Below are 16,316 nucleotides of genomic sequence, written 5' to 3' on the forward strand. Positions count from 1 at the left end.
TTATTTTATCCGTTGTTGCAACAGCGCTAAGCAATCTTGGGCACTGAGCGGTTTACTCAGCAGGAAGCCCTGTACTTGATCGCAACCTTGTAGCGCTAAGAAGTTTAGCTGCTCTTGGGTTTCTACCCCTTCCGCCACCACATTTAACTCTAGGCTGTGGGCGAGGGCGATAATCGCGCTGGTAATGGCCGCGTCGTCGGGGTCGTTGGTAATGTCGCGCACAAACTCACGGTCAATTTTTAAGGTATCGATGGGGAAACGTTTTAGATAACTCAAGCTTGAGTAACCGGTACCGAAATCATCCACGGCGATGGTTAAACCTAATGCTTTGAGTTTCGAGAGGATATTTACCGATTCCTGCGGATTCCCCATGATCATCGACTCGGTTAATTCCAGCTCGAGCGCCTTGGCGGGCAGGCCCGATACCGCAAGGGCGACTTCGATGGTTGAGATAATATCGGCCTTCAATTGCCGCGCTGACAGGTTCACTGCCATGCTGATATCGCCAAAGCCTAACTCACTCCACTCGGCAAGCTGTTGGCAGGCGTGGTTGATCACCCAGTGGCCAATCTGGTTAATAATGCCGGTTTCCTCCGCCAACGGAATAAATTCGGCGGGTGAGATGGGGCCTAACTCAGAATGATGCCAGCGTAGCAGTGCCTCAAGGCCTGTGAGAGAGCCATTTCGCAAACAAAACTTGGGTTGATACACCAAACTTAACTCATTGCGAGAAATAGCCTGCTTAAGCCCCGCTTCGAGTTGCACATGGCGTGTTGCCATCTCATTGAGTTTATTGGTGTAAAACTGAAAGTTATTTCGCCCGAGCGCCTTCGCATGATACATGGCGGTGTCGGCAAACTTGATCAGCGAGTCCACATCTGTCGCGTCGTTGGGATACAGGCTGATACCAATTGAGGTCGAAATGGTCAGTGATTTATCGTCGAGCAAGAAGGGTGCCTGAAAGGCCTTAAGCACTTTCTCGGAGATCAGTGTTGCTGCTTTGGTTTTCGCCACGCCTTCTAGAATAATGGTAAATTCATCGCCACCTAAGCGGGCAACTGTATCCCCTTCGCGAACGGCACTTTGCAGCCTGTGGGCCACGGCTTTGAGGAGCAGATCGCCAATATGGTGCCCCATAGAGTCATTAATATGTTTAAAGCGGTCGAGGTCTAAAAACAACAGAGCGACGATATTATTCGACCTATGGGCTTGAGATATGGCGTGGTTGAGCCTGTCTTGGAACAAGGTGCGATTCGGCAGTCCAGTCAGGGTGTCGAAGCTGGCGAGGAAGCGTAAATCCTCCTCGGCCTTTTTACGTTCTGTGATATCGGTAAACACCGCCACAAAGTGGCTTGTTTCCCCTTTGACATCGATCACTTGGTTGATCTCAAGCCACACTAGAATCGCCTTACGTGACTTGTTACGGATCCAAATTTCACCCGCCCAATGTTTATTTCGTAGTAACTGCTGCTCAATACTGTTGAACAGATCTCGCTGCTGCCTGCTGTAGGCTAAGTGAATTAAATATTTATCACTGATTTGCCGCTCCGAATATCCGGTAATGGCGCTAAAGGCTGGGTTTACCGAGCGGATACGATAGTCTAAACCTGCCACGACAACCGCTTCGTTCATGCTGTTAAGCACTTGAGAAGAGAGCACTAGCTCGTTCTCGATCAACTTACGCGAAGTGATATTACGGGTAGTGCCCGTCATCCGAATGGGCTGTTCATGGCTATTTTTTTCTACCACTTTGCCGCGCTCAAGGATCCAAACCCAGTTGCCCGGTGAATGCTCGATACGATATTCCACTTCAAAAAAGGGCGTCCGGCCTTGTAAGTGTTCGGTCAAGATTTGCCTAAATCTTTCTCTGTCTTCAGGGTGGGCATTATCGTGCAGCAGATTATGTCGATTCCACTGGGGTACCGGAATATCAGTATGGGTTCGATATACTTGCTGCTCTTGGATATTCCAATCCCACATGCCATCACCAGAGGCCCAAAGTGCGAGTTTAAGCCGTTCTTCGGAGGCGCGAATGCTGGTTTCAAATTCATGTTGCTGCTGGCGTTTTTGCTTGCGCCACTTAATTGTCCATCCTAGCAGACCTAATGTCAGCAGAATATAAAGTGCATAGGCAAATTGAGTTCTATAAAACGGGGCATTAACCGTTAAATCGACAAGGAGAGCATAATTACCTTCGCGATTGTATTCTAGCGAATGCCTAACATGCAGTACGTAATGGCCTGGATCGATATTGGTAAAAGTAATTTCATTACCTGTGGGCAAATCGTGCCATTGGTTATCAAATCCTTCGAGGAAATAGCTAAAGCGATTTTTTCCTGTGTAACTAAAGTCGAGGGATGTCACCTCAAAGCTAACCAATTGATCTGCGTAGTTCATCACTATTTGTGGTGGATGACTAAGATCGAGGATGGTGTGTTTTTCTCCCGCGATTTTATAGGCAGTGAGCGCGACTTTTGCGTCGACCCTTTGATCTGGCAGTGTTTCTGGATTAAAACGATTGATGCCGTTAATGCCACCAAACCAGAGGTCACCATCGCTGTCTTTAAGTTTTACACCACCGTTAAACTCCAATGCCTGCAGGCCTTCCTGTTCATTAAAGTTGATGATTTTGCCATTAATGGGATTTAGCTTGCCTATACCAGCGTTACTACTAAACCAGATATGATGCTCACTATCTTCCAGTAGGGCGTAAATAGTGTCGCTGGGTAAGCCCTGAGCGCGGGTGTAATCATGGAAAACGGGAGAGGAGTCCTGTGCTGACAGCTTGCTAATACCTCCATGGGTTGCAAACCAAACATTCCCATCAGTCGATACTAAAATATCCCTAATACGATTGTTTATAATGCTTTTTTTATCATGCGGGTCGTGGTAAAAAACCTCGCCAACTCCCGTAGTCATATCAAGTTTAACTAGACCGTTGAGCGAACCTATCCACAGAGTATTTTGATTGGATCTCAGGATAAGTAATAGATTTTGCATTGGATGAAAATTCTCAATCCCAGTAAGTGGAACTGGCGTAAATTCATCTTTATCAGGTGACTTTCGATACAGCGCGTGGGATGTCGCCACCCACAGTCTGTTTTGATTATCTAGCTCTAAGCTGCGGATATAGTTAGCTTCGGAGGTGGCATCCAGATCATTGGAAACCCGTATCAGGCTGAAATCACCATTTTTACTTAAACGCCCTAATCCATAATTACTCGCAAACCACAGCGTGCCCTGATGGTCTTGAATAATCGAACGCAAAATTAGATTAATGTTTTGAGTTTCTTGTCCTAGCGCCTTGGCAAACTCCGAAGTGAAATGCTCGTATTTTGTACTATTCAAAGCAAGTCGTTTAAGTCCAGCGCCTTCAGTACCTATCCATAATGCCTGATCTTGGCTACGGTATATGGTGCGAATATTATTACTCTGCTGAGGTAATTCATTTGTATATTCAAATAAATGCTGAAAATATTGCCGACGGGTATTGATCTTATTCAAACCTGAATAGCTCGCACCAAGCCATAGGTTACCGAAGGTATCTTCAAGCAGGCACAGGATATTATTTTCACTAATACTGTTTGTGCGCTTCATATCGTACTTATGGTATGAAGCGACAAAGTGATCAGCGGCTCGCTCTAATTGAATTAACCCTGCTCCAGGGCCTACAACCCAGAATTGTCCTTGGGGTGTATGAATAAAATCTTTGATATACGGAATATTCTTTTCTGCTTGCCAAAGCATTTTTCCATGTTGAGTCGCCAGATCATAATGCCAGAGTTGATTACCTAGAGCTAAGGTAATGGCGCGAGTTGAGTTGGCTTTGATTTGATATGCGATCTGGTCCTGAGGCACATTGAGTCGGGTAATTGTGTTGGCGCTGACTGCAAAAGTACCACTTGCCTTAGTGCCCGCGAGTAAGTAGGTGTTATCAACGTTAGCAAGGCTGGTAATGTAAGGTTCTATGCTAGTCCCTAATGAAACCTGTGTAAGGCGCTTGGTTTTGGTCGAGAGTGAAAATAATCCTCCTTGAGTACCAATCCAAAGGGTATTACCCACAATATTGAGTTTAGTGACTCTTGGGTCTGTCAGACCCTGTTCTGTACCAAAGCGCTCAAAGGTACCAGTTTTTAAATCTAATCGATTAATCCCTTGGCTAAAGGTACCTACCCAAAGATAGCCATCAGCATCTTGAATAATATCTGATACATAGCTTTCTGAAATGCTTTTAGGATCATTAGGCGAGTGGATAAACAGATTAAAGTTATAGCCATTATAACTGTGGAGTCCATCTTGAGTGCCAATCCAAAGCATGCCCGCGCTGTCCATAAACAGGCTAGTGATAGTGTTTTGGTTTAACCCTTCCTCACTGCGGATATGTTCGAATTTTAGCTGAGTGTTGGCCGAATTTAATGGTAATGCCAAGCCTGATGGGGGCACCGCAAAAAAATTCAGGATGCAGAGCACACTTAAGATTAGTCTTAGGATTGGTTGACTCAAAACTACCCCTATAAAACCCAGTGATCCCAAAGTTGGGAGGCATTAGTTACTTTGGGTCAATCGCGCGAGTCAAAAGCAGGCGCGAACTAAATTGCAAAATAAAAGTAATGAATACTTTATTTACAAGTTTATGCCGCTCATTGGATTTTTATCATTATCAGCAGTAAACAATGCAAGTTTAGCATTTTTTACCGAATGCCAACATATTGGTTGCTACAGGGGATAATAAAAAAAGACCTTGCCGGAAGGGGGAGAAGCAAGGTCTTTGGTTGAACTCTTTTCTTGGCTTAAGCCGAAGGCACGCGCACAAAGCCTTCCATTAGGACGCGGGCGCTACGGCTCATAATGGCTTTGACGACAGTCCACTCGCCGTTTACTTGCATGGCCTGCGCGCCAACGCGAAGGGTGCCTGAAGGATGGCCAAAGCGCACCGCCTCTTTTTCACCACCGCCAGCGGCGAGGTTGACTAGAGTGCCGGGAATCGCCGCCGCGGTGCCAATGGCTACGGCTGCTGTGCCCATCATTGCATGGTGCAGTTTGCCCATGGAAAGGGCGCGAACCAGAAGATCGATTTCCTCTGCCGCTACGGTTTTACCGCTGGATGACACATAGCTCTTCGGTTTAGCAACAAAGGCGATTTTTGGGGTATGTTGGCGTGATGCGGCCTCATCAACATGCTTTATCAGTCCCATATGTAGAGCGCCGTAAGCACGGATGGTTTCAAATTTGGCAAGAGCCGCGTTATCGCTGTTGATATCGTCTTGCAGTTCAGTGCCCGTGTAACCCAGATCCTCAGCATTGATAAAGATGGTTGGAATACCCGCGTTAATCATGGTGGCATTAAAGCTGCCAATACCCGGTACTTCGAGTACATCTACTAAATTACCCGTTGGGAACATGCTGCCACCATCGCTGTCTTCGTCAGCGGCGGGATTCATAAATTCGATCTGTACTTCGGCGGCGGGGAAGGTCACGCCATCGAGCTCAAAATCACCGGTCTCTTGCACCATGCCATCGGTAATTGGCACGTGGGCAATAATGGTTTTACCAATATTGGCCTGCCAAATGCGCACGGTGCAGATACCGTTTTGTGGAATACGATCAGCATCAATCAGACCATTGCTGATGGCAAAGGCGCCGACGGCGGCGGTTAAGTTGCCGCAGTTACCGCTCCAATCCACAAAGGGTTTGTCGATAGACACTTGGCCGAACAGATAGTCAACATCGTGGTCGGCTTGGCTGCTTTTAGACAGAATAACCGTCTTGCTAGTACTAGAAGTTGCGCCGCCCATACCATCAATCTGTTTACCATAGGGGTCGGGGCTGCCAATGACGCGCAGCAGCAATGCATCACGGGCAGGGCCGGGCACTTGGGCTGCTTCGGGTAAATCTTGCAGGCGGAAAAACACCCCTTTGCTGGTACCGCCGCGCATATAAGTTGCGGCTACTTTAATCTGGGGCGGAAACGGATTCTTGCTCATGCTATTAACTCCAAGGGGAATAGCGAAAAGGTTAGCATTGATATAGGCGGCAAGCTTGTCGGCATTGCCGCCTTTTAGCGCGAGCCTTACTTCAGATTCGACTCTAAAAAGTCCTGCGCAAAACGTTGCAGTACGCCGCCAGCAGAATAGATAGACACTTCTTCTGCGGTATCTAAACGACAGGTCACGGGCACTTCGACGCGCTCACCGTTTTTGCGGGTGATGATAACGGTTAGATCTGCACGAGGTGCGATATCACCAATAACATCAAACATTTCAGTACCATCGATGCCGTAGGTCGCGCGATTTTCGCCCGCTTTAAATTCAAGCGGTAATACACCCATACCCACTAGGTTAGTGCGGTGAATACGCTCGAAGCCTTCGGCAACAATCGCCTCAACACCCGCTAAACGCACACCTTTTGCCGCCCAGTCACGGGATGAGCCCTGACCATAGTCGGCGCCGGCGATAATAATCAGCGGCTGTTTGCGATCCATATAGGTTTCAATGGCTTCCCACATGCGAGTCACTTGGCCTTCTGGTTCGATACGCGCCAGTGAGCCTTGCTTCACCTTGCCATCGACAATCGCCATCTCGTTTTTGAGTTTAGGGTTGGCAAAGGTCGCGCGCTGCGCCGTTAAGTGGTCGCCCCTGTGGGTCGCATAGGAGTTAAAATCTTCCTCTGGTAGACCCATCTTATGCAGATATTCGCCCGCCGCGCTGTCCATCATGATCGCGTTCGATGGCGATAAATGGTCGGTGGTGATGTTGTCGCCTAATACGGCTAGTGGACGCATGCCCTTGAGGGTGCGCTCGCCCGCTAATGCGCCTTCCCAGTAAGGTGGGCGGCGGATATAGGTCGATTGTGGGCGCCAGTCGTAAAGTGGGCTGACCTTATCGCCATAGTCGACGCTTAAATCAAACATGGGCTCGTAGACTTTACGAAACTGCTCAGGCTTAACGCTTTTCGCAATCACGGCATCGATTTCGGCATCGCTTGGCCAAATGTCGATTAAACGTACCGGGTTGCCGTCTTTATCGTGGCCTAACACATCTTTCTCGATATCGAAGCGGATGGTGCCTGCGATTGCATAGGCCACCACTAATGGCGGTGATGCGAGGAAGGCTTGCTTAGCGTAAGGGTGAATACGGCCGTCGAAGTTACGGTTACCGGATAACACTGCGGTGGCGTAAAGATCGCGATCAATCACTTCCTGTTGGATAACAGGGTCGAGCGCGCCGCTCATGCCGTTACAGGTAGTACAGGCGAAACCGACAATACCGAAGCCTAGAGACTCAAGCTCAGGTAAAAGATTTGCTTCTTCTAAATAGAGTTGCACAGCCTTCGAGCCGGGGGCTAAAGAGCTCTTAACCCAAGGTTTACGGCTTAAGCCCTTGGCATTGGCGTTGCGTGCCAGCAGACCTGCCGCAATCACGTTGCGTGGGTTACTTGTGTTGGTGCAGCTTGTAATCGCCGCAATAATCACTGCGCCATCTGGCATTAGACCTGGTTCGTTTTCAACCACGCCGCTAATGCCGCGTTCGGCAAGCTCAGAGGTTGGCACGCGAGCATGTGGGTTAGAAGGGCCAGCAATGGTACGCACAACCGATGACAGGTCAAAATGCAGGGTACGTGGGTACTCGGCATGTTTAAGATCGTCGCTCCACAAACCTGTGGTCTTGGCATAGGTCTCAACCAGCTTAACTTGCTGGTCGCTACGGCCCGTTAAGGTTAGGTAGTCCAGCGTTTGTTGGTCGATATAGAACATGGCGGCGGTGGCGCCAAATTCAGGGGTCATGTTGGAGATGGTTGCGCGGTCGCCGAGTGTTAAGGCCTCAGCGCCTTCACCGAAGAACTCTAAGTAGGATGAAACCACTTTTTCCTTGCGCAGGAATTCGGTCAGGGCCAATACGATATCGGTAGCGGTAATGCCCGGCTGCGGTTTACCCGTTAACTCAACGCCGATAATATCTGGCAGACGCATATAAGAGGCGCGGCCTAGCATCACGCTTTCAGCTTCAAGTCCACCCACACCGATAGCGATAACGCCTAGCGCATCTACGTGTGGTGTGTGACTGTCGGTGCCCACTAAGGTATCTGGGAAGGCAACACCATCGCGTGCATGCACCACAGGTGACATACGCTCTAGGTTAATCTGGTGCATGATGCCGTTACCCTGTGGGATAACATCAATGTTTTTAAAGGCTTTTTGCGTCCAGTTGATAAAGTGGAATCTGTCTTCGTTGCGTCTGTCTTCAATGGCGCGGTTTTTCGCAAAGGCGTCCTTATCGAAGCCGCCGTATTCCACCGCCAGCGAGTGGTCGACAATTAGCTGCGTTGGCACAACGGGGTTCACCTGCGCTGGATCGCCACCCTTAGCGGCAATCGCATCACGCAGACCTGCAAGGTCAACCAGTGCGGTTTGGCCCAAAATATCGTGACACACTACGCGGGCAGGAAACCATGGGAAATCCAGTTCCTGTTTTGATTCAATAATTTGTTTTAGTGAGGCGGTGAGCGCCTCAGGCTCGCAGCGACGGACTAAGTTTTCAGCCAGTACACGAGAGGTGTAGGGCAGTTTCGCGTAGGCGCCGGGGCTTATGGCTTCAACGGCTTCGCGGGTGTCGAAATAGTCGAGCGCGGTGCCTGGTAAGGGCTTGCGATATAAGGTATTCATGGCTGTGGTCATAACCTAACCTATTCTTATTACATCAGTGCATAAACATTTGAGTTTGCACATTATTCACACTGGGTTCTGTTGGCGAAACTGACGCCTAAGCGCCAGTTTCAGTTGTGTCGATTAACGGTCCGAAATCGGCACGACCTTACGTAAAGCCACACCCACATAGTCGGCACTTGGGCGAATGATGCGGTTGTTTGAGCGTTGTTCCATCACGTGTGCCGTCCAGCCTGTTACCCGTGAACATACGAAGATTGGGGTAAATAGCTTGGTTGGAATGCCCATGAAGTGGTAAGCACTGGCGTGGAAGAAGTCGGCGTTACAGAAGAGTTTTTTCTGTTCCCACATCAGGGCTTCACAGGCAACAGATACGCGGTAGAGGCGATCATCGCCGTAATCGGCGGCCAGCTTTTCAGACCATTCTTTGATGATGGCGTTACGTGGGTCTGACTCACGGTAGATGGCGTGACCAAAGCCCATGATCTTCTCTTTACGCTCGAGTTTACCCATCAATACATCGCGGGCATCGGCTTCGTCTTTCATATCTTGGATCAGTTCCATCGCCGCTTCGTTGGCACCACCGTGTAGCGGACCACGAAGTGAGCCGATAGCACCAGTGACGCAGGAATGCATGTCCGACAGAGTCGATGCACACACGCGGGCGGTAAAGGTTGAAGCGTTAAACTCATGCTCTGCATACAGAATTAAGGATACGTCCATCACCTTAGCGTGCAGTGCCGATGGCGCTTTGCCATGCAGCAGGTGCAGGAAGTGAGCACCGATTTGCTCGTCGTTGGTTTCGGTGTCGATGCGTACGCCATCGTGGCTAAAGCGATACCAGTAGCAGATGATCGATGGGAAAGCCGCCAGTAAACGATCGGCGATTTGGCTTTGCTCGCTAAAGCTGTGCTCGGCTTCGAGGTTACCCAGCATAGAACAACCAGTACGCATCACATCCATTGGATGAGCATCGGCAGGGATGCGCTCTAAGACTTCTTTTAATGCCTGTGGCAGGCCGCGCATGCCCTTAAGTTTGGTCTTATAGGCTTCGAGTTGTGCTGTGGTTGGCAGCTCACCGTAGAGGATGAGGTGAGCGACTTCTTCGAAGGTGGCGTTTTCAGCCAGATCTTTCACATCATAACCGCGGTAGGTCAGGCCGCTGCCCGATACACCTACGGTACTTAATGCGGTTTCACCCGCGCTCTGGCCACGTAATCCTGCACCACTTAATTTTTTTGCGTCTGACATAATCCTTCCCTTCCGTTAACGCTATGGTTATTGCAGACAGGCCCAATATTGGCCGTCTACCTTTTTGGTTAAAGCTGCATAATGTTGGCGAAATACTCGTTTCGGCCTTATGTAGGGTTGCAGCGTGTCGGTGATGCATGAGCCGTTATGTGAGGTCGCGGCTCGCGCATCTGGGTATCAGTAACAACGCGAAGCCAAAGCTTCTACTGACGTCCATGGTCTGTACTTATCTTTTACTTATCTTGGCTAAACAATTGATCTAACTTGTCTTCAAAGGCGTGGTAGCCCAAGTACTTATACAGATCCGCTCGGGTCTGCATAGTGTCTAAGACATTGCGTTGATGACCATCATTCATCAGCGCTTGCATCACTTTCAGTGCGGCTTGGTTAGCTGCGCGGAAAGTACCGAGTGGGTAAAGCACCATGTCGGCGCCCGCTTCGGCAAGTTCTTCTTTATTGAACAATTGGGTTTGGCCAAATTCGGTCATGTTCGCCAGGATTGGCGCGTTAACTTGGGCTTTGAAGTGACGATATTGGTCGAGTTCAGTTAAGGCTTCGGCGAAAATCATGTCGGCACCCGCGGCGATATAGGCTTTTGCACGTTCGATACCCGCTTCTACACCTTCAACGGCAACCGCATCGGTACGCGCCATGATCACAAAGTTAGGATCGGTGCGGGCATCGACGGCGGCCTTGATACGGTCAACCATTTCCTCTGTGCTGACGACTGCTTTGTTGGGTCTGTGGCCACAACGTTTTTGCGATACTTGGTCTTCCATGTGCACGGCGGCAACACCGATTTTCTCAAATTCTTTAATGGTGCGGGCGATGTTGAAGGCGCCGCCCCAACCTGTGTCAATATCGACCAGCAGTGGCAGTTTGGTTGCCGAGGTGATACGACCGGCATCGATCAGCACGTCGTTCATCGAGGTCATGCCTAAATCCGGTAAACCGTAGGAGGCGTTCGCTACACCCGCGCCCGACAGATACAGGGCTTGGAAACCCGTTTGCTCCGCCATCAGAGCGAAATAGGCATTGGTGGTGCCGACGATTTGCAGCGGTTTTGAGTTAGCAAGAGCTTGGCGAAAACGTAATCCTGCGCTTTGGGTCATGGTCTTGTCCTTATCCTATTTAGGGTACTGAGTGTTCAGTATTCGATGCTTATGGGCTGCGACTTAGCTGATATTGGCTAAGGTTTCTTTCGCGGCGGCGTTAGCTTGTAATTCAATCAAGCGTAATTCGGTATTTTTACGGCCTTGCTCTATATGGCGACGCATCAACAGGCTGGCGAGTTCGCCATCACGCTGGGCGATGGCCTCGACGATACGTCTATGTTCGGCAATGGCTTTTACTGGTCGATTCTTATTGGTGCACTGATAGCGATACATCCGCAGCAGATGGTAGAGCCCGCCAATTAAGGTTTCTTGCAGATGCTTATTGCCGCTGGCTTGGATGATTTGATAGTGGAAGTCGACATCGCCTTCCTCTTGGAAATAGGTATCGCCATTAGCCAGCGCGGTTTCTTGCACGGCGAGCAGGTCTTGCAACTTCGCAAGCTGTTCTGGGGTAATGCGGCTAGCGGCGAGTTCGCAGGCCATGCCTTCGAGCACGCTACGTAATTGATATAAATCGTTTAACTCGCTCACAGTCAGTTGAGCAACACGGGCACCTACATGGGGCGCGCGGACAACGAGACGTTGTCTTTCTAAGGTTTGCAGTGCTTCGCGGGTTGGGCCGCGGCTGATGCCATATTTTTCGGCGAGGGCTTGCTCGTTGATCTTACTGCCCGCAGGCAGTTCGCCCTTGATGATGCTGGTTTGTATTTGCACCAAAATTTGATCGGCTAAGGTGGTCGACGATTTTTCGCTGGCGAGGGATTTCACCTTATTCGTTGGGCTCGTCGCGGCATGAGCCACTGAGCTTGGGGTGTCATCTGTGGGGAATATGGTCTCTTGCTTCAACATACTGCGCATCACTCGTTGATTGCTGGATTGTCGACAATGGGTAAAAAATAGTCCCGATAAAGGTTATTGTCAACAATATGTTTACTTAGACGTAAGTCTATATCTTTGTCTTTTAAAAATTTAGTTGTTGTATTTGTTGGTCATTTTGTGATTTCGTTGATTTTAGTAATTTTATCTTCTCTATTTGATAATTAATAATTGTCGACAATTTGGCGTTTGGAGTGTGAGCTGATAGTGCGATAAAACGCAGCTTTTACCCCATTGCGACTTATTGAGTACAATGCTGAAAAGGTATTGGTTGGCATTCATAGGGTTAAGGCTCTCGGGGTTAAGGTATTAGGGGGACAATATGGAGAGAATCCTCATTAGCAGTTGTTTACTCGGGCAGGCGGTACGTTATGACGGCGGTCATAATCTGCTGCAAGATGAGTGGATGCAGCGATGGCAGCGAGAAGGCCGCATAGTAGCGTTTTGTCCTGAATGTGCTGGCGGATTATCCACACCAAGGCCTGCGGCTGAACGTGTCGCTGAGGTAGTGCTAACGGCGCAGGGAGAGGATGTGACTGCGGCCTTTCAGTTAGGGGCACAAAAGGCGCTTGCTCTGGCTCAGGAGCAAGGTATTAAGATTGCGATTTTAAAGGCGCGTAGTCCTTCCTGTGGCAATCAACATATTTATGATGGCACTTTCAGTAAACGTTTAATCGCAGGACAGGGAATAACGGCGGAATTACTGCAGACGGCGGGTGTGAGCGTGTTTAATGAAACCGAATTAGCGCAAGCGGCAACCAGGCTGGCACAGCTTGAGGCGGAATCAGCGGGCTAGGTAAGCCTAACCCGCTATCGACTCACGTTACGTTAGTGAAGCTGTGTGTGGGTGCTGGTGGCACTGTCAGTTAGCTGTCGATGTTGCAGTAATAGCGCATCGATTTGCTCGTCTTTCTCGGCCCAAATTTGGTTTAACCAACGTTGAAACTCGACGCGGTACTCGGATTCGGCAAAGTAGCTAGTCGCATCGACCTGCGGTACTGGTAAGGCGCGAACTCGCACCACTATCTTACGCACTTTGCCGTTCATCACGCCGAATAACACATCATCCGGTGCATCGGGGTACACTAAGGTCACATCCAACAGATTGGTAAATTGCTCGCCCATGGCCGACAGGGTAAAGGCAATACCGCCCGCCTTGGGACGGAGTAAATGGCGGTAAGGTGAATCCTGACGCTGGCGCTTGTCTTCGGTAAAGCGGCTGCCCTCAACATAGTTAATGATCGAGGTGGGCATATTTTTAAACTTCTCACAGGCGCGGCGAGTGGTGGCTAAATCTTTACCCTTAAGCTTTGGATTTTTCTTGAGTTTTGCAGGGCTTGTTCTATCCATAAAGGGCATGTCGAGCGCCCAGCAACCTAGGCCCATAATAGGGACATAGATCAGCTCTTTCTTGAGGAAGAACTTCAGCATAGGTATGTGGTTACGCAGCAGATAGGTCTGCGCAGCAATATCAAAACCACTGAGGTGGTTACTGATTAACAAGTACCAGCCGTTTTTATCCAACCCTTCAAGGCCTTGGACATCCCACTCGATTTTGGCTATCAAATATAAAATGCCACCATTGCAACTCGCCCATGCCCACATAAAACGGTTCATCAGTCCGGTTACGGCATTACGTGCACCTTGAGCTGGCATCAACATTTTCACTAAACCACCGAGGCAAACTAAGGTTCCCCAAAGGGCGGTATTAATGATCAGCAGGCTCAGACTGAGAATAAACAGCACTGGGCCGGGAAGGAAATTCAACATAGAGGTTTTACCTTACTTCTTGGTCCGCTTGACCAGCCAATTGGCTGATCACTTGATCTTTAGCGAGCCAAAGTTCATTCAATTGTTCTTGGAAGCTGATTTTGAAATCACGATCATTCACGTAGTCACCACGCATGTCCGGCGCAATATTGCTCACTTTGATGTGTACTTTAACCTTTGGCAGCTTGCCTGTCAGGTAGTCCCAAAAGCTGGGAACAGGGCCAGGGTAGTAAATCGCAACATCCACTAACTTGTGGATCTGTTCTCCCATCGCCGATAGCGCGAAGGCCATGCCACCCGCTTTGGGTTTTAACAAATGTTGGAACTGTGAGTTTTGCTTTTTGTGTTTAGCCTTGGTAAAGCGTGTGCCCTCGACAAAGTTCATTACGCTGACGGGTTTTGTCTTAAATTTCGCGCAGGCTTTACGTGTAATTTCAATATCTTTGCCCTTGAGCTTTGGGTTTTTCTTCAGTTGTGCCGTGCTATAGCGGCGCATAAAGGGGAAATCCAATGCCCACCACGCGAGTCCTAACACTGGCACATAAATCAGTTCCTGTTTGAGGAAGAACTTCAGGAAGGGAATGCGGCGGTTAAACACCCGTTGCAGGATTAAAATATCCACCCAAGATTGATGGTTAGCAATCACCATATACCATTCTTTGGTCGAGAATTGCGTGTCACCCGTGAGTTCGACGTCGACTGAGTGCAGTACACGCTCAATCACGCCATTGACGCTGATCCAAGCACTTGCGCAAAAGTCGAGAAAGTAGCTGATGGCCGTTCTCAGTGGCGGCAGAGGAATAAGCTTTATCAGGCTGCCCAGCATAATAGGTACAACCCAAAACAAGGTATTCACGACATAACCTAAGAAGGCTATGCAGCCTTTTAATTGTGAAAACAGCGTCCCCATTAGTACCTCCTGATAAAAATTGGAGGCCTATGTTACTCGGTGTCGGCGTTTGGCTCAATCTTACGGCAGCTGGTCGGGGCATTTGTTAATACGATTGGTATAACATGTCGAGCATTAATACTGCTGGGACAAGCGAGCTAACAGCTTGTCCATGGCGCGATAACCTAAGGCTTGGGCGAGGTGGCGCCGTTCGGTATTGGGGGCTTGCTCCAAATCGGCAATGGTGCGGGCAACACGTTGAATGCGATGGAAACTGCGAACGGATAACCCGAGCTTAACGACACTCTGCTCTAAAAAGCCTAAATCGGCGTCGCTAAGGCCGCCGAATTGCTTGAGCTGTTTTCCCGAGAGTTCACTGTTGAGCACGCCTGCCCTAGCGAGTTGAATATCGCGGGCGCGTTTGACGCGTTTGGCTATTTCATCACTGGTTTCGCCGGTCGTTGTTGGTTGTGTGAGTGTGCCCGCGGGGAGTTTGGGGACTTCGATGGTGAGGTCGAATCTATCTAAAAAAGGACCCGAGAGTCTAGCGAGATAACGCTGAACCTGATCGGGCGTAGCGCGATTGGGGCCATCAATATCACCGCTGGGACTGGGATTCATGGCGGCGATCAACTGAAAGCGACTTAAAAAGGTTAACTTAGCGGCGGCGCGGGAGATCACTACTTCGCCCGTTTCCATGGGTTCACGCAGGCAATCGAGCACCTTACGGGGGAACTCGGCGACTTCATCTAAAAATAACACGCCGCGATGGGCGAGTGAGATTTCCCCCGGTTTAGGAATGCTGCCTCCGCCGACCAAGGAGATGGACGAACTGGTATGGTGCGGCGCACGAAATGGCCGCTTGAGAAAATCCTGCGGCTTGATATTAATGCCCGCCACCGAATGAATGGCGGCGACCTCTAAGGCTTCTTCGTAATTGAGTATGGGTAATAGCGCCATAATTCGGCTGGCTAACATGGTTTTACCTGTGCCCGGCGGGCCGAGCATCAATAGGTTATGGTTTCCGGCCGCGGCGATTTCGAGGGCCTGTTTAGCTTGATACTGGCCTATGACATCGCTCAGACAAGGCTGGGTGGCTGGCACCTCATCGCTAATCCATTCTAGCTGTTGCTCGAGCATAGGCAGTGGCGCTTGTCCGTGGAGAAACGCGGCTAAGCTTTGCAAATGGGAAGCAAAATAGACGCTGTGATAGCCCACAAGCTCGGCATCGTGGCGATTCTCTAAGGGAAGAATTAACTGATTATTATGACGTTTAGCCGCAATGATGGCGGGCAGTAACCCTTGGCAATGGCGTATCAGCCCCGAGAGCGCGAGTTCACCGACAAATTCGGTATTTTTAAGGCTACTGGCTGGAATTTGCTCCGAAGCCGCCAGAATGCCTATGGCGATGGGCAAATCGTAACGGCCACCTTGTTTAGGCAAGTCCGCCGGCGCGAGATTGACTGTTATCCGCCGCATAGGGAATTCAAACCCTGCATTGATCAAGGCGCTGCGCACGCGCTCGCGCGCTTCTTTGACCGAGGCTTCGGGCAAGCCCACCAGATTAAAGGCGGGCAGGCCATTACTAAGATGGACTTCAACCGTGACTTCTGGAGCTTCAACACCGCAACTGGCTCGGGTATGTACACAGGCTATCGCCATAAACAAATCCTTTTGTTGATCTTTTTGCGCTGAATTTGAGTGTAGCAGTAATTCGCCTAAGGGTTTTCAATTCACAGGATCGCTGTCCGCC

General features: G+C 49.6%; 10 protein-coding genes. 1 reads left to right on the top strand and 9 read right to left on the bottom strand.

Annotated features, from left to right (window positions below; all coding sequences use genetic code 11):
- The 6 genes from EYR25_RS08170 to EYR25_RS08195 all read right to left on the bottom strand — a co-directional run bounded on the left by EYR25_RS08170 (position 1) and on the right by EYR25_RS08195 (position 11,877).
- The gene (locus EYR25_RS08170) at positions 1-4,503 is read right to left on the bottom strand and encodes an EAL domain-containing protein (RefSeq protein ID WP_243729946.1); all 4,503 of its coding nucleotides are present in this window, start codon (positions 4,501-4,503) and stop codon (positions 1-3) included.
- 287 nt (positions 4,504-4,790) lie between these two features.
- Positions 4,791-5,984: a 2-methylaconitate cis-trans isomerase PrpF gene (prpF, locus tag EYR25_RS08175; RefSeq protein ID WP_133179238.1), complete on the bottom strand. Its 1,194-nt coding sequence runs from the start codon at positions 5,982-5,984 to the stop codon at positions 4,791-4,793.
- 86 nt (positions 5,985-6,070) lie between these two features.
- Positions 6,071-8,674, bottom strand: a complete 2,604-nt coding sequence (gene acnD / locus EYR25_RS08180; protein ID WP_133179240.1) for a Fe/S-dependent 2-methylisocitrate dehydratase AcnD — start codon at positions 8,672-8,674, stop codon at positions 6,071-6,073.
- A 111-nt stretch (positions 8,675-8,785) separates the two neighbouring features.
- Entirely contained in the window at positions 8,786-9,913 is a 1,128-nt protein-coding gene (gene prpC / locus EYR25_RS08185) for a bifunctional 2-methylcitrate synthase/citrate synthase (protein ID WP_011718564.1), read from the bottom strand.
- A gap of 233 nt (positions 9,914-10,146) precedes the next feature.
- The gene (prpB, locus tag EYR25_RS08190; protein WP_023269001.1) at positions 10,147-11,025 is read right to left on the bottom strand and encodes a methylisocitrate lyase; all 879 of its coding nucleotides are present in this window, start codon (positions 11,023-11,025) and stop codon (positions 10,147-10,149) included.
- A 63-nt stretch (positions 11,026-11,088) separates the two neighbouring features.
- Positions 11,089-11,877: a GntR family transcriptional regulator gene (locus tag EYR25_RS08195; protein WP_023269000.1), complete on the bottom strand. Its 789-nt coding sequence runs from the start codon at positions 11,875-11,877 to the stop codon at positions 11,089-11,091.
- A 349-nt stretch (positions 11,878-12,226) separates the two neighbouring features.
- Between EYR25_RS08195 and EYR25_RS08200 the strand changes: the two genes are divergently transcribed.
- Positions 12,227-12,700, top strand: a complete 474-nt coding sequence (locus tag EYR25_RS08200; protein WP_133179242.1) for a 2-thiouracil desulfurase family protein — start codon at positions 12,227-12,229, stop codon at positions 12,698-12,700.
- Between the two features lie 32 nt (positions 12,701-12,732).
- On the opposite strand, the gene EYR25_RS08205 is transcribed toward EYR25_RS08200, so the two are convergent.
- The 3 genes from EYR25_RS08205 to EYR25_RS08215 all read right to left on the bottom strand — a co-directional run bounded on the left by EYR25_RS08205 (position 12,733) and on the right by EYR25_RS08215 (position 16,225).
- Positions 12,733-13,674 (bottom strand): acyltransferase, encoded by a 942-nt coding sequence (locus EYR25_RS08205; protein ID WP_133179244.1) that lies wholly within the window; start codon positions 13,672-13,674, stop codon positions 12,733-12,735.
- 7 nt (positions 13,675-13,681) lie between these two features.
- Positions 13,682-14,584 (bottom strand): acyltransferase, encoded by a 903-nt coding sequence (locus EYR25_RS08210; RefSeq protein ID WP_133179246.1) that lies wholly within the window; start codon positions 14,582-14,584, stop codon positions 13,682-13,684.
- A 114-nt stretch (positions 14,585-14,698) separates the two neighbouring features.
- Entirely contained in the window at positions 14,699-16,225 is a 1,527-nt protein-coding gene (locus EYR25_RS08215) for a YifB family Mg chelatase-like AAA ATPase (protein WP_133179248.1), read from the bottom strand.
- Positions 16,226-16,316: the final 91 nt, after the last annotated feature.

The organism is Shewanella decolorationis, assembly GCF_004354305.1.
In the GTDB taxonomy this organism is placed as follows: Bacteria; Pseudomonadota; Gammaproteobacteria; order Enterobacterales; family Shewanellaceae; genus Shewanella; species Shewanella decolorationis.